The 20,477-nt window shown below is 69.2% G+C and carries 18 protein-coding genes and 1 pseudogene; 10 read left to right on the top strand and 9 right to left on the bottom strand.

The window, feature by feature from the left end; genetic code table 11:
• The 4 genes and pseudogenes from G3N18_RS12720 to G3N18_RS12705 form a co-directional block, all read left to right on the top strand.
• Nucleotides 1-654 (top strand): annotated as a pseudogene (locus G3N18_RS12720) (GAF domain-containing protein); the annotation flags it as partial.
• Nucleotides 655-729: 75 nt separating this feature from the next.
• Nucleotides 730-2,865 carry a 4-alpha-glucanotransferase gene (gene malQ, locus G3N18_RS12715; RefSeq protein WP_196384653.1) on the top strand — a complete coding sequence of 712 codons (2,136 nt, stop codon included), beginning with the start codon at nucleotides 730-732 and terminating at the stop codon, nucleotides 2,863-2,865.
• A gap of 128 nt (nucleotides 2,866-2,993) precedes the next feature.
• Nucleotides 2,994-4,541: an acetaldehyde dehydrogenase ExaC gene (gene exaC / locus G3N18_RS12710; protein WP_196384652.1), complete on the top strand. Its 1,548-nt coding sequence runs from the start codon at nucleotides 2,994-2,996 to the stop codon at nucleotides 4,539-4,541.
• Nucleotides 4,542-4,635: 94 nt separating this feature from the next.
• Nucleotides 4,636-5,040: a DUF779 domain-containing protein gene (locus G3N18_RS12705; protein ID WP_196384651.1), complete on the top strand. Its 405-nt coding sequence runs from the start codon at nucleotides 4,636-4,638 to the stop codon at nucleotides 5,038-5,040.
• A gap of 128 nt (nucleotides 5,041-5,168) precedes the next feature.
• On the opposite strand, the gene G3N18_RS12700 is transcribed toward G3N18_RS12705, so the two are convergent.
• From G3N18_RS12700 to G3N18_RS12685, 4 genes are read right to left on the bottom strand one after another with little or no spacing between them, the layout of a single operon-like run.
• The gene (locus G3N18_RS12700; protein ID WP_196384650.1) at nucleotides 5,169-5,774 is read right to left on the bottom strand and encodes a response regulator; all 606 of its coding nucleotides are present in this window, start codon (nucleotides 5,772-5,774) and stop codon (nucleotides 5,169-5,171) included.
• The gene (locus G3N18_RS12695; RefSeq protein ID WP_314853600.1) at nucleotides 5,771-6,979 is read right to left on the bottom strand and encodes a sensor histidine kinase; all 1,209 of its coding nucleotides are present in this window, start codon (nucleotides 6,977-6,979) and stop codon (nucleotides 5,771-5,773) included. Before G3N18_RS12695 ends, G3N18_RS12700 begins: the two co-directional genes overlap by 4 nt.
• A 19-nt stretch (nucleotides 6,980-6,998) precedes the next feature.
• Entirely contained in the window at nucleotides 6,999-7,811 is an 813-nt protein-coding gene (locus G3N18_RS12690) for an ABC transporter permease (protein WP_196384648.1), read from the bottom strand.
• The gene (locus G3N18_RS12685; protein ID WP_196384647.1) at nucleotides 7,808-8,713 is read right to left on the bottom strand and encodes an ABC transporter ATP-binding protein; all 906 of its coding nucleotides are present in this window, start codon (nucleotides 8,711-8,713) and stop codon (nucleotides 7,808-7,810) included. Before G3N18_RS12685 ends, G3N18_RS12690 begins: the two co-directional genes overlap by 4 nt.
• Nucleotides 8,714-8,904: 191 nt before the next feature.
• Here G3N18_RS12685 and G3N18_RS12680 point away from each other — a divergent pair, with 191 nt between their 5' ends.
• From G3N18_RS12680 to G3N18_RS12665, 4 genes are all read left to right on the top strand, one after another.
• A complete protein-coding gene (locus tag G3N18_RS12680; protein WP_196384646.1) occupies nucleotides 8,905-10,536 on the top strand; it encodes an ABC transporter substrate-binding protein in 1,632 nt (543 codons plus the stop codon).
• A gap of 112 nt (nucleotides 10,537-10,648) precedes the next feature.
• Nucleotides 10,649-11,752 carry an ABC transporter permease gene (locus tag G3N18_RS12675; protein ID WP_196384645.1) on the top strand — a complete coding sequence of 368 codons (1,104 nt, stop codon included), beginning with the start codon at nucleotides 10,649-10,651 and terminating at the stop codon, nucleotides 11,750-11,752.
• Nucleotide 11,753: 1 nt separating this feature from the next.
• The gene (locus tag G3N18_RS12670) at nucleotides 11,754-12,767 is read left to right on the top strand and encodes an ABC transporter permease (protein ID WP_196384644.1); all 1,014 of its coding nucleotides are present in this window, start codon (nucleotides 11,754-11,756) and stop codon (nucleotides 12,765-12,767) included.
• Nucleotides 12,767-14,485 carry an ABC transporter ATP-binding protein gene (locus G3N18_RS12665; RefSeq protein ID WP_196384643.1) on the top strand — a complete coding sequence of 573 codons (1,719 nt, stop codon included), beginning with the start codon at nucleotides 12,767-12,769 and terminating at the stop codon, nucleotides 14,483-14,485. Before G3N18_RS12670 ends, G3N18_RS12665 begins: the two co-directional genes overlap by 1 nt.
• A 145-nt stretch (nucleotides 14,486-14,630) precedes the next feature.
• Here G3N18_RS12665 and G3N18_RS12660 read toward each other — a convergent pair whose 3' ends face one another.
• The 4 genes from G3N18_RS12660 to G3N18_RS12645 all read right to left on the bottom strand — a co-directional run bounded on the left by G3N18_RS12660 (nucleotide 14,631) and on the right by G3N18_RS12645 (nucleotide 18,827).
• Nucleotides 14,631-15,692 carry a TrbL/VirB6 family protein gene (locus G3N18_RS12660; RefSeq protein WP_196384642.1) on the bottom strand — a complete coding sequence of 354 codons (1,062 nt, stop codon included), beginning with the start codon at nucleotides 15,690-15,692 and terminating at the stop codon, nucleotides 14,631-14,633.
• Nucleotides 15,693-15,752: 60 nt separating this feature from the next.
• A complete protein-coding gene (locus tag G3N18_RS12655; protein WP_196384641.1) occupies nucleotides 15,753-15,929 on the bottom strand; it encodes a hypothetical protein in 177 nt (58 codons plus the stop codon).
• A 239-nt stretch (nucleotides 15,930-16,168) separates the two neighbouring features.
• The gene (locus tag G3N18_RS12650) at nucleotides 16,169-17,704 is read right to left on the bottom strand and encodes an ISCR element clade Ia family transposase (RefSeq protein ID WP_476703409.1); all 1,536 of its coding nucleotides are present in this window, start codon (nucleotides 17,702-17,704) and stop codon (nucleotides 16,169-16,171) included.
• 670 nt (nucleotides 17,705-18,374) lie between these two features.
• Nucleotides 18,375-18,827: a DUF1931 family protein gene (locus tag G3N18_RS12645; RefSeq protein ID WP_196384640.1), complete on the bottom strand. Its 453-nt coding sequence runs from the start codon at nucleotides 18,825-18,827 to the stop codon at nucleotides 18,375-18,377.
• Nucleotides 18,828-19,437: 610 nt separating this feature from the next.
• On the opposite strand from G3N18_RS12645, the gene G3N18_RS12640 reads away from it, so the two are divergent.
• The gene (locus G3N18_RS12640) at nucleotides 19,438-19,818 is read left to right on the top strand and encodes a glycosyltransferase (RefSeq protein ID WP_196384654.1); all 381 of its coding nucleotides are present in this window, start codon (nucleotides 19,438-19,440) and stop codon (nucleotides 19,816-19,818) included.
• A gap of 27 nt (nucleotides 19,819-19,845) precedes the next feature.
• Here the strand turns inward: G3N18_RS12640 and G3N18_RS12635 are convergent, their stop codons facing one another.
• Nucleotides 19,846-19,989 (bottom strand): hypothetical protein, encoded by a 144-nt coding sequence (locus tag G3N18_RS12635; RefSeq protein ID WP_196384639.1) that lies wholly within the window; start codon nucleotides 19,987-19,989, stop codon nucleotides 19,846-19,848.
• A 352-nt stretch (nucleotides 19,990-20,341) separates the two neighbouring features.
• On the opposite strand from G3N18_RS12635, the gene G3N18_RS12630 reads away from it, so the two are divergent.
• A partial coding sequence (locus G3N18_RS12630) for a 30S ribosomal protein S6 (RefSeq protein WP_206693221.1) occupies nucleotides 20,342-20,477 on the top strand: 136 nt, incomplete at its 3' end.

The raw sequence follows: 20,477 nt of genomic DNA, 5'->3' as shown, positions 1-20,477 counted from the left end.
CCGATCCCGGTGCGTCGCGGCGGCGCGCGACGAGCGACGCGGGCCCCGCGCGCGCCCGAGACGGCGACCCTGCGCGTGCTCGGACGCGATCGGGGACTGCTGGAGGTGACCGGCGCGGGCGGCGAGACGATCGCCGAGCTGTCGGGTCGGCACGCCGAGATCCTGCTGCTGCTCGCGATCCATCGCCAGGGCCTCTCCGCCGATCGCCTCACCGAGCTCGTCTACGGACCGGGGGCCGGTGACGGCACGCTCCGGCCCGAGATGGTGCGGCTGCGGAAGGTGCTCGAGCGGACGGCCCCGCACCTCGTGCCCTCCTCGCGCCCGTACCGGCTGCAGGCCGAGCTCGACACCGACGCGCACCAGGTCATCTCGCTGCTCGACCGGGGCGCGCACCGCGTCGCCCTCTCGGCGTACCGCGGGCCGGTGCTGCCGGACTCGACCGCGCCCGGCGTCGAGGAGTTCCGCGAGTCGGTGCGCCAGGCGCTGCGCGAGGCGCTCCTCACCGAGGCATCCGTCGACGTGCTCCTCGCCTACGCCGACACCGCCGACGGCCAGGACGATGCGGAAGTGCTGCGGCTCGCCCTCGAGATGCTGCCCGCGCGCTCGCCGCGCCGCGCCGGACTCGTCGCCCGCCTGGAGAAGCTCGAGGCCTGAGGTGCGACTATTTCCGGCCCGCGCCCGTGCCGCGACGCGGCGGCTCCTGGCAGAATGGCGGGGACGGAGGCATCCATGACCGATGACAGCCCCACCCCCGACCTCGCCCGGCTCGCCGAGGCGCACGGCATCGCGACGGAGTACTGGTCGTTCTTCGGCGACCGCGTGCAGGTGCCCGCGCCGACGCTGCGCGCGGTGCTGACCGCGATGCACGTCGACACGAGCACGGATGCCGCGGTCGCGGCCGCTCTTGCCGAGGCCGACATCGCGCCGTGGCGGGCGCTCCTGCCGCCCTCGTTCGTCTCGCGCCCCGGCGCCCGCCCGCTGCCGGTGCACGTGCCCGACGGGCACGATGTGCGCCTCGTCGTCGCCCTCGAGGACGGCTCGTGGCGCGACCTGCCGATCCCGAACCAGCAGCCCGTCGCGCGAGAGGTCGACGGCGTGACCGTGTGGCGCATCGAGGTGCCGCTGCCGGGCGACTTCCCCCTCGGGTGGCACACCGTGCACGCCTTCCTCACGCCGTTCGGCTCCGCGGAGGAGACGGCGGCCGCCCACGCAGGCCTGGTCGTCACCCCCGAGCGCATGCCCGACCCGCCGACGCGCCGCGGCCGCTCCCGCGGGTGGGGACTCATGGCGCAGTTGTACTCGGTCCGCTCGCATGCCTCGTGGGGCATGGGCGATTTCGCCGACCTGGGTGACCTCGCCGCGATCGCCGGGCGGGAGGGTGCCGACTTCCTGCTCGTGAACCCCGTGCACGCCGCCGATGTCACGAGCCCGATCGAGCCGTCGCCGTACCGGCCCGCGTCGCGCCGGTTTATCGCACCGCTGTACGTGCGCCCCGAAGACATCCGCGAGGTCGCCTACCTGACCCCCACCGAGCGCGCCGTCGTCGAGGCGGCGCGCACGCCGGTCGCCGCGTCCAACGACGACCCGACCCGGATCGACCGCGACGCCGTATGGGCGGCCAAGCGCGTCGCGCTCGACGCGATCTTCGTCGTGCCGCTGAGCGCCGGCCGGCAGGCCGAGCTCGACGCGTTCGCGGCGGGCGAGGGGCAGCCGCTGCAGGACTTCGCCCTGTGGTGCGCCCTCGAAGAGCACTACGCCGGTGCCGACCGGCCCGCCGAGGCGGCCGACATCGACTCGCCGCTCGTCGCCGAGCTGCGCGACCAGCTCGCGGTGCGCGTGCAGTTCCACGTGTGGCTGCAGTGGATCTGCGATCAGCAGGTCGAACGCGCGCAGGCGGTGGCGAAGGCATCCGGCATGTCGATCGGCGTGATGCACGATCTGGCGGTCGGGGTGCATCCGGACGGGTCGGATGCCTGGTCGCTCCGCGACATGTACGCCCAGGGCATGGCGGTCGGCGCCCCGCCCGACATGTACAACCAGCAGGGGCAGACGTGGAACCAGCCGCCGTGGCTGCCGAGCGCGCTCGCCGAGGCGGCGTATGCGCCGCTGCGCGACATGATCCGCACGCTGCTGCGGCACGCCGGGGCGTTGCGGATCGACCACGTGATCGGGCTCTTCCGGCTGTGGTGGATTCCCGCGGGACTCTCGCCCGCCGCCGGCACCTACGTGCGCTACGACCACGAGGCGATGATCGGGGTGCTCATGCTCGAGGCGCAGCGCGCCGGGGCCGTGCTGATCGGTGAAGACCTCGGCAACGTCGAGCCGTGGGTGCGCGATTACCTGTCCGATCGGGGCATCCTCGGCACGAGCGTGCTGTGGTTCGAGCGCGAGGGCGACGGATTCCGGCCCCCCGAGCAGTACCGCCGGGCGCTCCTCGCGACCGTCAACACGCACGACCTGCCGCCGACGGCGGGGTACCTCGCCGACGAGCACGTCGCGCTCCGCGCGCGCCTGGGCCTGCTCACGCGACCGGTCGAAGACGAGCTCGCCGACGCGGATGCCGAGCGGGCGGCCATGCTCGACCTCTTGCGCGAGCGCGGCCTGATCGGCGACGCGCCGACCGAAGAGCAGATCATCGAGGCGCTCTACGCGCTCCTCACGGCGGCTCCGTCGCAACTGCTCGGCGTCGCGCTCGTCGACGCCGTCGGTGAGCGGCGCGCACAGAACGTGCCGGGCACCGATCTCGAGTACCCGAACTGGCAGATCCCGCTCGCCGGGGCCGACGGGCGCGTCGTGCTGCTCGACGACCTGGCATCCGACCCGCGCTTCCGCGCGCTCGCCGCCGCCGTCGACGCCCGCGTCTGACCCCGCCCCGCGCTCGCGCCGACCCTCGCGCGAGCACCGCAACCTGATGCAACGTTGCGGGGGGTAGCTTCGGCGCATCCGAAATCGCGGCAATGGATGCCGCGAGATCATGCGTCGAAGGAGACAACATGACCATCGTCGAAGAGGGCGTCTCGAGCGTCTATGCGGCACCCGGCCAGCGCGGCGCCGTCGCGAACTACCGCCCCCGCTACGGCCACTACATCGGCGGCGAGTTCGTCGAACCCATCAAGGGCGGCTACTTCGAGAACATCTCGCCGGTCAACGGCAAGCCGTTCACCGAGGTCGGCCGCGGCACCGTCGAAGACATCGACCGTGCCGTGGATGTCGCGTGGCAGGCCTTCGAGTCGTGGAAGAAGACCACGGCCACCGACCGCGCCAACATCCTCAACAAGATCGCCGACCGCATCGAGGCGAACCTCGAGGCCATCGCCGTCGCCGAGACCTGGGACAACGGCAAGCCCGTGCGCGAGACCCTCGCCGCCGACATCCCGCTCGTCGTCGACCACTTCCGCTACTTCGCCGGCGTGCTGCGTGCGCAGGAGGGCTCGCTGAGCCAGATCGACGAAGACACCGTCGCGTACCACTTCCACGAGCCGCTCGGCGTCGTCGGACAGATCATCCCGTGGAACTTCCCGATCCTCATGGCCACGTGGAAGCTCGCGCCGGCCCTCGCGGCCGGAAACTGCGTCGTGCTGAAGCCCGCCGAGCAGACCCCGGCGTCGATCCTGTTCCTCTTCGACATCATCGGCGACCTGCTGCCGGCCGGTGTCGTCAACATCGTCAACGGGTTCGGCATCGAGGCCGGTGCGCCGCTCGCGCAGCACAAGCGCATCCGCAAGGTCGCGTTCACGGGTGAGACGACGACCGGTCGCCTGATCATGCAGTACGCGTCGCAGAACCTCATCCCGGTGACGCTCGAGCTCGGCGGCAAGAGCGCGAACATCTTCTTCGAAGACGTCGCGCGCGCCAAGGACGACTACTACGACAAGGCGCTCGAGGGCTTCACCTTCTTCGCCCTCAACGGCGGTGAGGTCTGCACCTGCCCGAGCCGCGCGCTCATCCAGCGCTCGATCTACGACCAGTTCCTCGGCGACGGCGTCGACCGCGTGTCGAAGATCATCCAGGGCAACCCGCTCGACCCGGCGACGATGATCGGCGCCCAGGCATCCAACGACCAGCTCGAGAAGATCCTGAGCTACATCGACATCGGCAAGGCCGAGGGTGCGAAGGTGCTGATCGGTGGCGAGCGCGTCGACCTCGGCGGCGACCTGTCGGAGGGCTTCTACGTGCAGCCGACGGTGTTCGAGGGTCAGAACAACATGCGGATCTTCCAGGAGGAGATCTTCGGGCCGGTCGTCTCGGTGACCTCCTTCGACGACTTCGGCGGCGCGATCGACATCGCCAACGACACGCTCTACGGCCTCGGCGCCGGTGTCTGGAGCCGCTCGGGCGACACCGCCTACCGTGCAGGTCGGGCGATCGAGGCCGGTCGCGTGTGGACGAACACCTACCACCAGTACCCCGCGCACGCCGCGTTCGGTGGCTACAAGCAGTCGGGCATCGGCCGCGAGAACCACCTGAAGATGCTCGACCACTACCAGCAGACGAAGAACCTGCTCGTCTCGTACGCCGAAGGCGCGATGGGCTTCTTCTAAGCCGACCCCCTTCTGTGAAGGGTCGCGACACGCGGCATCCATCCGGGTGCACACCGCGTGTCGCGACCCCTCGCGGGCGATCGAAGGACGATCCATGACCACCACACTCAGCAGGGTCGCCGTCACCGACGCTGCGGCGGCCCTGCTGCGCCAACTGACGGCGCAACACGGGCCGCTGATGTTCCACCAGTCCGGTGGATGCTGCGACGGCAGCGCCCCCATGTGTTACCCGGTGGGGATGTTCCTCACCGGGTCGTCCGACGTGAAACTCGGCGACCTCGCCGTGGGGCTCGACGACGAGATCGAAGTTTTCATCTCGGAATCGCAGTTCGAGTACTGGAAATACACCCACCGCACGATCGACGTCGTGCCCGGGCGCGGGGCGGGCCTCAGCGTCGAAGGACCGACGGGGAACCGCTTCATCATCCGCTCGCGCATGCTGACGGATGCCGAGTTGGAGGCCTTCGGGCTGGCATCCACCTCTCGCTCCACCGACTGACGGCTCGGCGACGCCAGGAGATTCGGCCAGAACAGGACGATCCGCCAGCGGATCGTCCTGTTCTGGCGTGATCTTCTGTTCTCGCGAACGGCCACCTCTGCCCTCGCGAACGGCCACCGCAGCGCCCGCTACAGCCACCCGTTCTGCTCGGCGATGCGGGCGGCGTCGGCGCGGTTGCGGGCGCCCGTCTTGCCGATCGCGGCGGACAGGTGGTTGCGCACGGTGCCCTCCGACAGGTGCAAAGCACGGGCGATCTCGGCGATCGATCCGCCGGTGCGCGCAAGGCCCAGCACGTCGGTCTCGCGGTCGGTGAGGGGCGAGTCGCCCTGCGTCAGCGAGTCGGCCGCCAACGCGGGATCGACCACACGCAAGCCCTGCGACACCCGGCGCACGGCGTCGGCCAACTGCGCCGCGGGGGTGTCTTTCACGACGAAGCCGGCCGCTCCCGCCTGCATCGCGCGCTTCAGGTAGCCGGGCCGCCCGAACGTCGTCACGATGATCACCCGGCACGCGGGGAGGGCCGTGCGCAGCTCGGCGGCGGCGTGGATGCCATCGATGCCGGGCATCTCGATGTCGATCAGCGCGACGTCGGGCATGGCCGCGCGCGCGGCATCCACGACCTCATCGCCCCGCCCGACTTCGGCGACCACCTCGATGTCGTGTTCGAGGCCGAGCAGGGCCGAGAGTGCGCCCCGCACGAGCGCCTGATCGTCGGCGATCAACAGCCGGATCACAGTCGCACCCGCAACCTCAATCCGCCCAGGTCGCTGCGGCCGACCGAGAGCCGACCGCCCGCCGCCTCGACCCGCTCGCGCAGACCCGCGAGCCCGTGCCCGGACCCCGACCCGGACCCCGACCCGGACCCGCCGAACACCGTGCCATCCACCGCGCCACCCACCCCGTCGCCCCGCACGATCCCCACCCCGTCGTCGTCGATCGTGATCTCGTCGGTGCCGACGCGCACGCGGCAGACGGATGCCTGTGCGTGCCGCACCACGTTCGTCACCCCTTCGCGTACCACCCAACCGGCGAGTTCGCGCCGCTCGGGGGGAACGGCGTCGGTCGTTCCGGGGAGGTCGGGCGAGACTCCCGCGGCCTCGAGCGCGGCACGCGCCGCGGCGAGCTCGCCGGCGATGGTCACCCCGCGGTAGCCGCCGACGGTCGACCGCACGTCGGCGAGGGCCCCTCGGGCGAGCTGCTCGACGTCGGCGATCTCGGCCCGCGCGCGGGTGGGGTCGGCGTCGACGAGCCGTCCGGCGAGTTCGGCTTTGACCGTGATGACGGTCAGCGAGTGGCCGAGGATGTCGTGAATGTCGCGCGCGACGCGGGTGCGTTCGCGCTCCACGGCGAGCACCGCCATGCGGTCGCGGGTGGCGCGCAACTCGTTCATGGCGGCGATGTTGCGGGCGAACGCCGCCATCATCGCCGAGATCGAGACGATGATCGCGGGAATCCAGAAGACGTTCTCGTCCCACCCCTCGGTGAGCACGCCCGCGAGCACAGCGAGGGCGCCGAGGGCGAGCAGGGCCACCCAGGTGGTGCGCAGCGACACCACGGCCATGCCGATGACCACACCGACGTAGGTCCAGAGCCCCCGCACGCCCCAGCCGATCCACGGCGAGAGCGTGAACGACAGGGCGAGCAGGGCGAGGGCCGGCAGCAGGCGCCGGCTTCGGGGCAGGGTCCAGGCGAAGGGCACGCTCGCGAGGAACGCCGCCGCGAACACCAGGCAGAGCGCGATGCCGACCGTCGCGGCGAGCGGGGTGGGCGACGAGGTGATGACGTCGGGTACGACGGTGACCAGCCACAGCAGCGAGAAGACCCCGCCCACGTACCAGCGGCCGGCGGCCCGGGTGAGAAGCGACGTCAGCGGCGCGGGCGACGAGCCCGAGCGGATGTCCCACCCGGGCCCGCCGAACTCGTCGCGCGTCTCGGTCACGACCCTCACTGTAGGCCGGTCAGACGCGCTGGGTGTCGCGCCGGAATGCCCACGTCGTACCCGCGATGAACACGGCCAGCCACACCAGCGCGTTCACGAGCCACAGAGCGTCGAAGCTTTCGCCTGTGAGCGGTGAACGGGCCAGCTCGCCGATGCCGTAGACGGGCGTGAACCTCGCGATCGTCTGCATGAAGTCGGGCATGCTGTTCAGCGGGTAGAACAGGCCGCCGAGGAACGACAGGAACACGACGATCAGGCTCGTCACCTGCGCCGCGTTCTCGCTCGGCATGAGGTAGCCGACGAACAGACCGAGCGTCGTGAAGACGGCGCTGGCGAGCAGCCAGCCGACGAGGCCGGTGACGATCCACTGCACGGCAGTGAGTTGGATGCCAGCGACCGCCCCGGCCACGTAGGTCGCGACCACGGCGAGCAGGCCGAGCACCATGCCGGCGATCATCTTGATGACGATGTTCACGAACGGGTTGAGCGGGGTGAGGCGCAGCTGCCGGCTCCACCCCTGGGAGCGCTCGACGGCGACGGCGGCGCCGGTCTGGGTGGCCGACATCATCGCGCCGTACATCGCCATCGACACCAGGATGTAGGCGGCCACCGACACCCCGCCCTGGGCGAGCGGCACGTCGGTGAGGGCCTCATCGCGCAGCGGCAGGCCGATCAGCACGAACATCACGACGGGGAAGGCCACCGTGAAGAAGAGGGTGCGGCGGTTGCGCAGTCTGCGCTTGAGTTCGATGCCGAGGTAAGTGAGGTTGAAGCCGCCTAACGGCGGCACGCGCCGGTCGAGCGTGACGCGGTCGATGGATGCCGTGCTCATGCGGAGACTCCTTCGGAGGTGAGCGCGAGGAAGACGCTCTCGAGGTTCTGGGCGGTGATCTCGACGTCGCGCGCGGCGGTCTGCGTGAGCAGGTGCCGGGCGATGGCGTCGGAGTCTTTCGTGTGGATCGTGACCCGATCGCCGGCGCATTCCACTTCGGTGGCCCCGGGCAGTGCGCCGAGGGCGACGGGGTCTGCCCCCGGCAGGGTCGCGCGGACGATGCGGCCCGCGACGAGGTTCTTGATCTCGGCGGTCGTGCCGTCGGCGACGATCCGCCCCCGGCTCATCAGCACGATGCGGTCGGCGTATTCGTCGGCCTCGTCGAGGTAGTGCGTCGCGAAGAGCACCGTGCGACCGCGGGCCGCATCGGCGCGGATCGCGCTCCAGAAGGCGCGGCGCCCCTCGACATCCATGCCCGTCGTGGGCTCGTCGAGCACGAGCAGGCCCGGGTCGCTGAGCAGGGCCATCGCGAAGCGCAGCCGCTGCTGCTGACCGCCCGAGCACAGCCCCACCCGACGGTCGGCGAGCTCGGAGATGCCCGCGCGGCGCATCACCTCGTCGAGAGGGCGCGTGTCGGCGAACAGGCTCGCGGTGAGGGCGAGGGTCTCGCGCACCGTGATGTCTTTGAGCAGTCCGCCGGTCTGCAGCACGGCCGAGACGAGCCCGTGCGAGACCGCGCCGCGCGGCGTCTCGCCGAACACGCGCACCGTTCCGCCGTCGGGGTCGGAGAGGCCGAGCAGCATGTCGATCGTCGTGGTCTTGCCGGCCCCGTTCGGGCCGAGGAAGGCGACGATCTCGCCCGCGCGCACGGTCAGATCGACGCCGTCGACGGCGTGCACGGTGCCGAAACTCTTGCGCAGACCTACGGCGTCGACCGCGAGGGTTCTCTGGTTCTCATCCATGCAACCGACTCTGCCGGGGCGTCGCGGCGCAGGCCGCACACGCGCGTCACGACCTCACCGTGACATCCGTCACGGTTTCAGTCTCGTTACAAAACCCCGCTGCGACACGCGCGACGACCGCGCCGGGTGAAAGATAGCCGGAACGGATCGTGCGTCCCGTCGCGATCGTCTTCACACAGCAGAGGTAACACATGGCACTGCATCACTCCACGCGCGCGCGCCTCGTCGGCGCCGCGTCGGCGCTCGGCGTCGCCACGCTCCTTCTCGCCGGCTGCGCCGGCGGCGGCTCGTCGGACGCCACCGGCGACTCGTCGAGCGAGGCGATCATCGTCGGCACCACCGACAAGGTCACGACCCTCGACCCGGCCGGTTCGTACGACAACGGCTCGCTCGCCGTGCAGACCCAGGTCTTCCCGTACCTGGTCAACACCGACTACAACTCCACCGAGGTCGTGCCCGACCTCGCCGAGTCGGCTGAGTTCACCTCGCCGAACGAGTACACCGTGAAGCTCCCCGCGGGCCTCAAGTGGGCCAACGGCCACGACCTGACGTCGTCCGACGTGAAGTTCTCGTTCGACCGCAACCTCAAGATCGCCGACCCCAACGGGGCATCCAGCCTGCTCTACAACCTCGACAGCGTCGAGACGCCCGACGACACGACCGTCGTCTTCAAGCTCAAGACGGCCAACGACCAGGTGTTCCCGTTCATCCTGACGAGCTTCCCGGGCGCGATCGTCGACGAAGAGGTGTTCTCGCCCGACGCCGTCACCCCCGACCAGGAGATCGTCGACGGCGACGCGTTCGGCGGCCCGTACAAGATCACCGCGTGGGACTTCAACAAGTCGGTCGAGTTCACCCCGAACGAGAACTACCAGGGCCTGCTCGCGGCGCCGGAGAACGCCGGGGTCATCCTCAGCTACTTCGCCGAGTCGTCGAACCTGAAGCTCGCCGTGCAGCAGGGTGACATCGACGTGGCCTACCGCAGCCTGTCGGCCACCGACGTCGACGACCTGAAGGGCAACGACGACGTGAAGGTCGTCGACGGCCCCGGTGGCGAGATCCGCTACATCGTCTTCAACTTCAACACGCAGCCCTACGGCGCGACGACCACCGAGGCCGACCCGGCCAAGGCGCTCGCCGTGCGCCAGGCGGTGGCCGACCTCGTCGACCGCGACGCCATCTCGACGCAGGTCTACAAGGGCACCTACACGCCCCTCTACTCCTACGTCCCCGCCGGCTTCACCGGAGCGACCGAGGCGCTGAAGGGCCTGTACGGCGACGGTGAGGGCGGGCCGGATGCCGCGAAGGCGAAGGCCACCCTCGAGGCGGCCGGTGTCACGACTCCCGTCAAGCTCAGCCTTCAGTACAGCCCCGACCACTACGGCCCGTCGTCGGGCGATGAGTACGCGCTGGTCAAGTCGCAGCTCGAGAAGGACGGCCTGTTCCAGGTCGACCTGCAGTCGACCGAGTGGGTGCAGTACTCGAAGGACCGTACCGCCGACGTCTACCCCGCGTACCAGCTCGGCTGGTTCCCGGACTACTCCGACGCCGACAACTACCTGACGCCGTTCTTCCTCGAGAAGAACTTCCTCGGCAACCACTACGTCAACCCGGAGGTCAACGACCTGATCCTCCAGCAGGCGGTCGAGCCGGATGCCGCGAAGCGGACCGCGGAGATCGAGAAGATCCAGGAGCTCGTCGCCGGCGACCTCTCGACGGTGCCGCTGCTGCAGGGCGCACAGGTGGCCGTGACCGGAGCGGATGTCAGCGGGGTGACGCTCGACGCGTCGTTCAAGCTGCGCTTCGCGCCGATCACGAAGTAACCCGCTCCGCGTTCCGACGCGCTGCGCCCGCTCGACGCCCGGGATCACCTCCCGGGCGTCGAGCGGGCCGCGCGAGCGCCGGCACGCGCCTTCGCCCGTAAGGTAGTCACCCATGACCAGCAATGCCGCGGCAGCCGTCGCCGAGCCACCCCCCGCGATGGAGGTGCCGCGTCGCCGCCCCGGTGGTGGCGGTGGCAGTCCGCTGTGGCGCTACATCCTGCTGCGGTTCCTGCTGATCTTCCCCACCGTCCTGATCCTCGTCACGCTGGTGTTCTTCCTCATCCGCATGACGGGCGACCCGATCACCGCCGCCCTCGGCGGGCGCCTGCCGGCCGATCAGCTCGCCGAGCGCATCCACGAAGCGGGCTACGACCGCCCCATCTTCGTGCAGTACCTGGAGTACCTCGGGGAGATCGCCCGCTTCGACTTCGGCACCACGATCACCGACAAGCAGCCGGTCGTGCAGGTGATCGCGACCTACGGCCTGGCCACTTTCGAGCTGGTCGTGTACTCGCTCGTCGTCGCCTTCATCGTCGGCATCCCGCTCGGCATGGTCGCCGCGGCGCTCCGCGACCGGTGGCCCGACGCGATCCTGCGCGTGAGCGCCATCCTCTTCTACGCGACGCCCGTCTTCTTCGCGGGCCTCGTCGCCAAGCTCGTCTTCTCGGTGTGGCTCGGCTGGCTGCCGGTGTCGGGACGGGCGAGCGCCCGCACCGAGATCGCGCTGAACCGCGGGGGCGGCGGCACGGGCATCTATCTCATCGACGCGATCGCCAGCGGCAACCCGAACTACGTGTGGGATGTCCTCTCGCACGCGGTCCTGCCCGCGCTGACGCTGGGCCTGCTGACCGCGGGCATCTTCCTGCGCCTCGTGCGCACGAACGTCATCGGCACCTACAACATGCCCTACATCGACGCGGCGCGTTCGCGGGGTGTGCGGGAGCGGCGCCTCGTGCGCACGCACGCCTACAAGCCCGCGCTCATCCCGATCATCACCGTGATCGGCCTGCAGATCGCGCTGATGCTCGGCGGCGCGGTGCTCACCGAGACGACGTTCGAGTGGAAGGGCCTCGGCTTCCAGCTCGCCGCCTACCTCTCCGCGCGCGACTTCGTGGCGGTGCAGGGCATCGTCGCGATGATCGCGATCATCGTCGCCCTCACCAACTTCGCGGTGGATGTCATCGCCGCCTTCATCGACCCGCGAGTGAGGTACTGACATGGCGCAACGCCGCCTGATCGACCGCTCGAGGCTCGAGCGGCTCCCCGTCATCCATCAGCTGCGCCAGAGCGTGGGTCTGCAGCGCGGCATGCTCGTGGCGGGCCTCGTGCTCACCGGGATCTTCCTGCTGTGCGCGCTCCTCGCCCCGTGGATCGCGCCCTACAGCTACAGCCAGCTGAGCGGCGCCGACGGCGCCAACTTCGGCGCGCAGCAGCCGCCGAGCGCGGCGCATCCGCTCGGCACGACCGTCGGCGGGTACGACGTGCTCTCGCGCGTCATCTGGGGTGCGCAGACCGCGCTCATGGTGGTCGTCGTCGCGATCGCGATGTCGGTCGTCCTCGGCATCGTGCTCGGTCTCGTCTCGGGGTACCTCGGTGGCTGGGTCGACCGCGTGCTGGTCGTCGTGGCGGATGCCATCTACGCGTTCCCGACCCTGCTGCTCGCGATCGTCGTGGCCATCGCCATCAACAACGGCCAGTCGGGCCTCTGGCCCGGGATCATGGCGGCCGCGGCATCCATCACGGTCGTCTTCATCCCGCAGTACTTCCGCGTCGTCCGCGCTGAGGTCGTGCGGGTCAAGAGCGAGGCGTTCGTCGAGTCGGCGCGCGTGATCGGGGCATCCACGCCGCGCATCATGTTCCGGCACGTGCTGCGCAACTCCACCCGCACGCTGCCGCTCATCGTGACGCTCAACGCCTCCGAGGCGATCGCGACGCTCGCCGCGCTCGGCTTCCTCGGCTTCGGCATTCAGCCGACGGTCGCCGCCGAGTGGGGCTTCGACCTCAACAAGTCGATCTCCGACGTCGCGGCCGGTATCTGGTGGACGGCGATCCCGCCGGGCATCGCGATCGTGCTGACGATCCTCGGCATCACGCTGATCGGTGAGAGCCTCAACGACCTCGCCGACCCGCGCCTGCGCGCGCGGCGCCGGTCGAAGGCGTCGCAGACGCCCGCCGACGCGGTGGCCAGCCACCAGCCGACGGCGCAGGAGTTCATGGGAGAGGTGCAGTGATGACCGAGGGCACTCGCCGGGCGCGCGCCCAGGCATCCACGGCCGATACGGCCGGCACGGGCGGCGGGCTCGCCGTCGAGATCCGCGACCTCGACATCTCGTTCTCGATCGACGGCGGCGAGGTGCACGCCGTGCGGGGCGTCTCGCTCGACGTGCACCCGGGCGAAGTGCTCGCGATCGTCGGCGAGTCGGGCAGCGGCAAGACGGTGACGGCGCGGTCGATTCTGGGGTTGCTGCCCGAGACGGCGACCACGCGCGGCGCGGTGATCCTCGACGGCACCGACGTGGTGGGGCTCTCGGGCGAGCGCTTGCGCGAGATCCGCGGCACGAAGGCCGCGATGATCTTCCAAGAGCCCTCGACCGCGCTGAACCCCGTGTTCACGGTGGGGTGGCAGCTCGCCGAGGGACTGCGCGCGCACGGCTCGTACTCGAAGAAGCAGGCGCGCGCGAAGGCGATCGAGATGCTCGAGCGGGTCGGCATTCCCGAGCCCGCGCGCCGCGTCGACGACTACCCGCATCAGTTCTCGGGCGGGCAGAAGCAGCGCATCGTGATCGCGATGGCGCTCGCCCTCGATCCGTCGGTGCTGCTCGCCGACGAGCCGACGACCGCGCTCGACGTGACCGTGCAGGCCGAGATCCTCGACCTGCTGCGGCGGCTGCGCGACGAGACCGGTACCGCGATCGTGCTCATCACGCACAACATGGGCGTGGTCGCCGACCTCGCCGACCGGGTCGCCGTCATGCTGAACGGCGAGGTCGTCGAGACGGCGCCCGTCGCCCAACTGTTCGCGGCCCCTCAGCACGAGTACACGAAGCGGCTGCTCGCGGCGGTGCCGCGCGTGCAGCTGGTCAATCGGCCGCTGCCCGCGTCGGCGGATGCCACGGCGACCCCGGTCGTCGAGGCGAAGGGTCTCGTCATCGAGTACCCCGGCCGCCTCGGCAGCCCGACCTTCCGCGCCGTGCACGGGATCGACTTCTCGATCCGCCCGGGCGAAGTTCTGGGCCTCGTGGGCGAGTCGGGGTCGGGCAAGACGACGATCGGGCGAGCGATCGCGGGCCTGACCCCCGTCGCGGGCGGATCGTTGCGGGTGCTCGACACCGAGATGAACGGCGTGCGCGAGCGCGCGTTCCGAAAGCGCCGGCGCGAGCTGGGCTTCGTCTTCCAAGACCCGGCGACGAGTTTCAACCCGCTCCTCACGATCGCGCAGTGCGTCGCCGAACCGCTCATCGTGCACGGGGGCGCACGCGACGCGGCCGACGCGCGCGACAAGGTCGACGAACTGCTCGAAGCGGTGCAGCTGCCGAAGGCGTACGGCGACCGCTTTCCGCACGAGCTGTCGGGCGGTCAGCGCCAGCGCGCGTCGCTCGCGCGCGCCCTCGCGCTCGACCCGAAGCTGCTCGTCGCCGACGAGCCGACGAGCGCGCTCGACGTGTCGGTGCAGGCGCGGGTGCTCGACCTGTTCGCCGAGCTGCAAGACCGGTTCGGATTCGCGACCCTCTTCATCACGCACGACCTGGCCGTCGTCGACATGCTCGCGCATCGCGTGATCGTGCTGCACAAGGGCCGCATCGCCGAGGAGGGGCCGACCGCCGAGGTGCTCGGCAATCCCCACGACGACTACACCCGCCGGCTCATCGCCTCGCTCTCCGTCCCCGATCCGACGCTGCAGGCCGAGCGCCGCGAGGCCTGGCGGGCGGAGCAGGCCCAGCGGGGCTGAGGGCTGGGGTCGGGGCTGTTGCCCTGGCATCCACCCCCTCACCGACGCAGGAGAAATCACCGAGGCAGGACGGATCCCGCTGCAAACGTCCTGCCTTCGTGATTTCTCCTGCCTCCGTGATGCGGGTCGCGGGGCGACCCCGCGGTCAGCGCGCCGCCGGCTGAGCCCGCGCGATCACCTGGTCGCCGATCCAGCGCCGGTACCGGTCGGGCTGCCATCCGCTCTGGGCGACGAACTGCTGGTATCCGTCCGGCGACATCAGGAAGGACAGCTCGTCGGCCAACGCGTCGGGGTCTCCCTGAGCCGGGATGACGCTCCGCCGAGCGAGCTCGGCGACGAGTCGGCGGTCATCCGCTCTGCGCCGGGCGAGCATCTCCTCGAGCGCGCCGGCGACCAGTTCGTCCGCTCCCGCGGCGCCCAGCAGGACCGTCCACATCGCGATCGCGTTCAGGCCGTCGCCGGCGCCAGCGCCTTGGGTCAACAGCAGGTACTTGGCCAGCATCACCGCGCCTACCTTGGCCACCAGTTCGGTCGCCGCGCCGACCATGAAACTCAGTACTGCGAGTGAGAACACCGTGCCTATTCCGTAATAGAGCCACTTGGAGAATAGTTGCCGGGTGGAGGGAAAGATCAAACACAGGATGAACAACGGGCCGAAGCCCACGAACAGCGCCAGTGCCACCTTGTACGCCAGCAACAGCGCACCGCCGATCACCGCAGGGCCGGCCGTGCCCACCGCACTCATCGTGGTGGCCTGCCTGACCTGACCCAGCAGATCGTCGCGGCCGCCGCTGGATGCAGCGAACGCATTCATCACCGCGAAGGTCGCACCCATCAGGGCGAAATTCCTGTCGATCTTGTCTGCCGGGTCGTCTTCCTCGCCGGTCACCACCCCCATCGCGCTGCGCGGCAGGGTGTCGGACAAAAGCGTGCCGAGATAATCACTGCGGTAGGAGAACGCCATCGCCAGCATCGACACCAAGCCGATCCGCAACGCATTGGTCACCAGCGCCATCATCGGCTCACGCGAGCGACCGGTGACGATCAACCAGGCGTGGAACGCGATCCATGCGGTGACCAGCATGATCAGGAACGAGAGCGCCCACTGCATGAAGCCGCTCAGCATGTTGTCGCGCATCACCGCGACCTTGTCGTCCAGATACAGAAAGATGATCCGAAAGAAAACCCATTGCCCGATGTCACCCATGCCACACCTCGCTGGAGATCGATCCGTGGCCGATCTCAGAGTTCGTCAATCGCCAGTGAATCAGTTGGGAATCAAGCGGTCCGGTGAAACATCCAGAGCCGCCGCGAGCCCCGCCATGGCGATCGCGTCCGCTGCCGGATTGGGCGCGCCATCCAGCGTCTTCTGGCTCAATCGCTGCTGCAGGCCTTCAAGGTAGGCAAGGCGCGCATTGTAGAGATCGGGGTATAGGAAGTTCAACCGCCCTTTTTTGCGAGTCTGGCAGGTAGGAAGCGGCCGCGCAAGCGCCGCTTTGGGCACAGATCGGGCACAGATCGGGGGTTCATGCGTGGGTTTTCGACATCGCGGGGCCACGCAGCGGCTCAGTGCGTAGCCATTTCTCACCGAAACCCGGCACAGGGCCGAGCGCAGCCCTGCGGGGTCGTGGCCGCATCGGATCGGATTCTGCTTTCGCTTCCGGTTGAGTGGCCGGCACCTCGTCACGCGGCCGGCGGCGGGGCGCGCGCTGCGGGCCGGTAGTGCGCTTGCTCCAGCGCGCCGTGCTTCTCGAAGTGGGCGAGGATGGCGCGGATGGCGGTGGGTTCCTCGATGCTGGCGACGATCCGTACCGCGCCGCCGCAGTGGGCGCAGGTGGTGATGTCGATGGAAAAGACCCGCTTGAGCCGTTGCGCCCAGCTCATCGCACGGCGCTTCTGCTCGGGGCTGCGCGGCTCGTCGTGGGCGCTTGCGTCCACTGGCGCCGCATCGCCCGCAGGCCGCTTGCCGCGCCCCGATGGCGTCACCTGCGCGCGCAGATTCGCGTTCGGGGCGAATACGCCGTGGAAGCGGGTGAGATGCGCGCGTGGCGGCGGGACCAGTGCCGCCAGCTTGGCGATGAAGTCCACCGCATCCCATTCGACATGCGTGGTGCCATTGCGCCACGGCGTCTTGAGCTGATACCGCACCCTACCCTGCGGTGAGATCGACAGCCGCTGCTCGCTGATCGCCGGGCGCGTGATGTAGCGGCACAGCTTTTCGAGCTTGTGGCTTTCGTGTGCTTCCGCGGCCACGCCGGCATGCAGCGAGAAGCCGCCGACCTTGCCGGCATCGCCCTCCAGCGAGCCTGCGTCACCGGGCAATGTTTGCAGCGTGACGACCTTGCGGCCAGCGTCGCGACCGGTGGCGATGCGGTAGGTCATCGAACTCATCCGCAGCCCATCCATGCCGTCGTCGCTACCCGCGCTGTCGGACAGGAACACGGATTCGTCTTCGCCTTCGAGCCAGCCGCGGCGCGACAGGTGCCGGCACACGCGATGCGCGATGGTGTTGGCCAGTTCCGTCAGTTGCGCCGATGTGGGCGCACGGGTGCGGTGCAGGCGCGGCTTGCGCTGCGGACGCTCGGTGGTGTCCTCGTACACGCCGTCGAGCCACAGCATTTGGAAGTGGATGTTGAGATTCAGCGCGCTGCCGAAGCGCTGGATCAGGGTCACCGCACCGCATTGCGCCGTATCCCGCGGCACGCCGGCCTGATCGGCAAGCCAACCGGCGATCACACGATGCACGATGCCCAGCACCGGGCCGATCGCCTCAGGCTTGCTGGCGAACAGGAAGCGCAACGGGTACGGAAAACTCAGCACCCATTGCCGCACCGGCCGCGGGCCAAACACCTCCTCCACCAGGTGCCGCGCGCTCTCGGCCATGCGCCGCGCCCCGCAGCTGGGGCAGAAGCCGCGCTTCTTGCAGGAATACGCCACCAGCCTCTCGGCCCGGCACTGCTCGCAGACCACGCGCAGGAAGCCGTGCTCGAGCACGCCGCAGCGCAGGTAGGTCTCGAACTCCTCGCGCACATACTCGGGCAGCGGGCGGTCTTCGGCCTCAAGACGCACGATGAAGTCCGGGTAGTGCGCCTGCACTAGCGCGTACAGCAGCGTGCGCTCGGGAACATGGCGTGCGTAGCTCGGCGCGGCCGCCAGCGCGGTGTTTGCGGCACGGGCGACACGCGGCGCGGCGCGTCCCTCCGGTGCGGTGAGGCACAGCACGGAACGATCCTGCGCATCGACGGCTGCACAGTGTTCCGCGCGGCCTCATCGCCGCCCATCGGCATTTCTCCCGCGCATGGGTAAGACATCGGCGCGGCGCAGCGTAGCAAATCACCTACCTGAGGGCACCTCTAAAAACCCCCGCTCTCGCGCCAGCAGCCCTCAGCAGAGTGCCCCGCTGACGGCATCAGGGTGATCCTCCGGGTACAACAACTGCGGCGCATGACAATCGATCCTGAAGCTGGCCAGAAACCGGCGGACAACCCGCAAAACGGGGATGAGAGTTCCCGACTCGACTGCGGCGCAGAGGGTCAGGTCTAGAATTGTTGCACCGCGTCGCATTCAGCAACAAAGCACAACAACTGCGGCGCATGACAATGAATCCTGAAGCTGGCCAGAAACCGGCGGACAACCCGCAAAACGGGGATGAGAGTTCCCGATTCGACTGTGGCAGCAAGGCGCAGGTCCATGCAGCATTTCATCACTGAGAGACTTTTTCGCCGCCTTCAGGCTGTTGAGGAAGCGTCTGTAGATGCAGCCGCTGCGCGAGCGATTGCAGGCGGCGCAGCAGTGATTCATGGTTGCCGAATCTGCTGCGGCCAGGCCTCCCGCTGACGCAGTGCTGGACCTGCCACGCGCAACCCGAATCGAGGTCTTGTCCGGCACGCTAAAAGAGCAGGTCAAAGATAGCCATGGCCCGCTCCCAGTGCACGCTCTGCGGGTTTTTGACCTTAGGATCGAGGATTTTGAAGGCACGTGCCAGCGCCACCGTCAGCCCGCCGACCAGGCGCGGCAACTCCGCTTCCATCTCATAGCTGTAGGCCAGGTCGAGCGGGGGCACGGCTACCAGCTGATCCAGGATAGGCTGAAGCTCCAGTGCGGTGTCCAGCCCGTCGAAGGCCCGCATGCTCTCCTTGAAGCCGAGCGTCAGCGGCAGGTCGTGCAGCTGGATGACGTCTCGCTGGTTGTCCTTGGCCGTGGCCTGCGCCGCCAGCAACAGATCGTAGACCTTCTGCCGCACGAAATCGTTCAGCCGCGCCAGGTCGTTCTTGTCCACGTCCAGGCCGGCTGCCTCCCGAAAGAGCCGTTCAAACTTCGATACGCCGATGATTTTCGCCATAGTTCTATCTCCTCCTGTCAGACTTACAGTGACACTAACAGCACGGACACCGGGGGCCGGAGAGCCTCCGGTGTCCGTGCTTACGCATTAACGCATGATGCCGGCCGGCGCTATTGCTTCGCGGAGTATAGCGCTATTGCTTCGCGGAGTATAGGAAGTATAAGCGCCCTATTTCTTGATTTCCAACGGTATCCGGAGCCGTGCCAGACCGGCCCCGGACCCTTACCAAAGTCCCCAGCACGCCGAATTCCGTCCGATCCTGCCCTGTCGGCGCCAATCGAGCAGCCCCTGTAGCCCCGTTTTGCCAGCATTGGCCCATCCGGCACGAGCGCCGCCGGGCCGCGCCCGGATGGAACGCGGCCTGAAACCGGTTTCCTGCGTTTTAGTGATGCAAGCCGGGACGCTCGGCCGGCCTGCCTGTGCCAGGCCCGGCTGTCCGGCCACAGTCCAGGAAGATCGTTTTTGGCCAGATGATTCAGGATCCGCTCGATGACCGGCGGGTCTTCGATGCTCGCGATGATCTGGACCGTTCCTCCGCACTTCGGGCAGGTCTCGACATCGATCCGAAACACACGCTTGAGGTGCGTAGGCACGGGCGTTGGCGGCGACGATGCGCTCGACGATCGCGTCGAGCACGACGTCGTCGGGCAGGTCCATCGACAAGATGCTGCCGCTGGTCGACGTCGTCGTGAGCAACGGCGGGTACGGCGGCGCGCAGCAGGCGCTGGCCCATGGCATCCCCTTGGTCGTCGCCGGTCGCACCGAGGACAAGGTCGAGGTCACGGCACGTGTCGGATGGTCGGGTGCCGGCATCGATCTGCGCACGCACCGCCCCTCTCCCGATGCGGTGCGCGACGCCGTGCGCACCGTGCTCGCCGATCGCGCCTACTCCGCCCGCGCGCGCCGGCTCGCCGACGCCTTCGCCGTCGCGCCGGGCCTCGCCGGTCTCGATGCGGTGCTGCGCGAGCTGGCCCCGGCGCCCGCGGTGTGAGGCTGCCTCCGTCAGGCCGCTCTGCGGTCAGCGCCCGCCGAGCCAGCCGACGACCGGGGCGACGAAGCCCCAGATCCAGGCGATGAGGAAGCCGACCGCGAGGGTCGCGCCGACCACCGAGAACCGCGTCTTCAGGCGCCGGCCCTGCGGGGCCACCCCGATCGGCGGCACGGCGGGCGGAGCGGCGGCCCCGGGAGCGGTGAACGGAAGCGCGCCGGCGGGCGCCGAAGCGCCAGTGGGTCGGCGCGGGGCGTCAGCGAAGACGGGAAGCGCGAATACCGTGGGCTCTCCGCGATATTCAGTGGTGCAGGCGGCCTCGCTCCGTGTTCTGGGCCGCCTCCTGCGCCCGGCGCTCCGCCGCGCGCGCCGCATCCGCTAGACTGTTGTGGTTGTCCGTCTGTCTGCGCCCCTCCGGCGTGCGCGGCGGGCACGTGCATCAACCCTCCTGATGCCGGGAAATGCCCGGCATCCGTTCTAGTCCGAAGGAGGTGGGTTAGTGACGCACTCATACCAGTACGAGCTCATGGTCATCCTCGACCCCGAGATCGACGAGCGTCAGGTCGCCCCCAAGCTCGACGGATTCCTCAAGGTGATCACCGGTGACGGTGGCACGATCGAGAACGTCGACGTCTGGGGCAAGCGCCGCCTGGCATACGAGA

The sequence above is a fragment of the Microbacterium paulum genome (assembly GCF_015707995.1).
Lineage (GTDB): Bacteria > Actinomycetota > Actinomycetes > Actinomycetales > Microbacteriaceae > Microbacterium > Microbacterium paulum.
Note: the sequence above shows the minus strand (reverse complement) of the source record. Positions and strands in the feature narration are given on the sequence as shown.

What these genes read in the sequence shown, in the direction of transcription:
- malQ (WP_196384653.1), top strand. Translation starts at nt 730, where the DNA reads ATGACCGATGACAGCCCCACCCCCGACCTCGCCCGGCTCGCCGAGGCG.
- exaC (WP_196384652.1), top strand. Translation starts at nt 2,994, where the DNA reads ATGACCATCGTCGAAGAGGGCGTCTCGAGCGTCTATGCGGCACCCGGC.
- G3N18_RS12705 (WP_196384651.1), top strand. Translation starts at nt 4,636, where the DNA reads ATGACCACCACACTCAGCAGGGTCGCCGTCACCGACGCTGCGGCGGCC.
- G3N18_RS12690 (WP_196384648.1), bottom strand. Translation starts at nt 7,811, where the DNA reads ATGAGCACGGCATCCATCGACCGCGTCACGCTCGACCGGCGCGTGCCG.
- G3N18_RS12685 (WP_196384647.1), bottom strand. Translation starts at nt 8,713, where the DNA reads ATGGATGAGAACCAGAGAACCCTCGCGGTCGACGCCGTAGGTCTGCGC.
- G3N18_RS12680 (WP_196384646.1), top strand. Translation starts at nt 8,905, where the DNA reads ATGGCACTGCATCACTCCACGCGCGCGCGCCTCGTCGGCGCCGCGTCG.
- G3N18_RS12675 (WP_196384645.1), top strand. Translation starts at nt 10,649, where the DNA reads ATGACCAGCAATGCCGCGGCAGCCGTCGCCGAGCCACCCCCCGCGATG.
- G3N18_RS12670 (WP_196384644.1), top strand. Translation starts at nt 11,754, where the DNA reads ATGGCGCAACGCCGCCTGATCGACCGCTCGAGGCTCGAGCGGCTCCCC.
- G3N18_RS12665 (WP_196384643.1), top strand. Translation starts at nt 12,767, where the DNA reads ATGACCGAGGGCACTCGCCGGGCGCGCGCCCAGGCATCCACGGCCGAT.
- G3N18_RS12660 (WP_196384642.1), bottom strand. Translation starts at nt 15,692, where the DNA reads ATGGGTGACATCGGGCAATGGGTTTTCTTTCGGATCATCTTTCTGTAT.
- G3N18_RS12645 (WP_196384640.1), bottom strand. Translation starts at nt 18,827, where the DNA reads ATGGCGAAAATCATCGGCGTATCGAAGTTTGAACGGCTCTTTCGGGAG.
- G3N18_RS12640 (WP_196384654.1), top strand. Translation starts at nt 19,438, where the DNA reads ATGCGCTCGACGATCGCGTCGAGCACGACGTCGTCGGGCAGGTCCATC.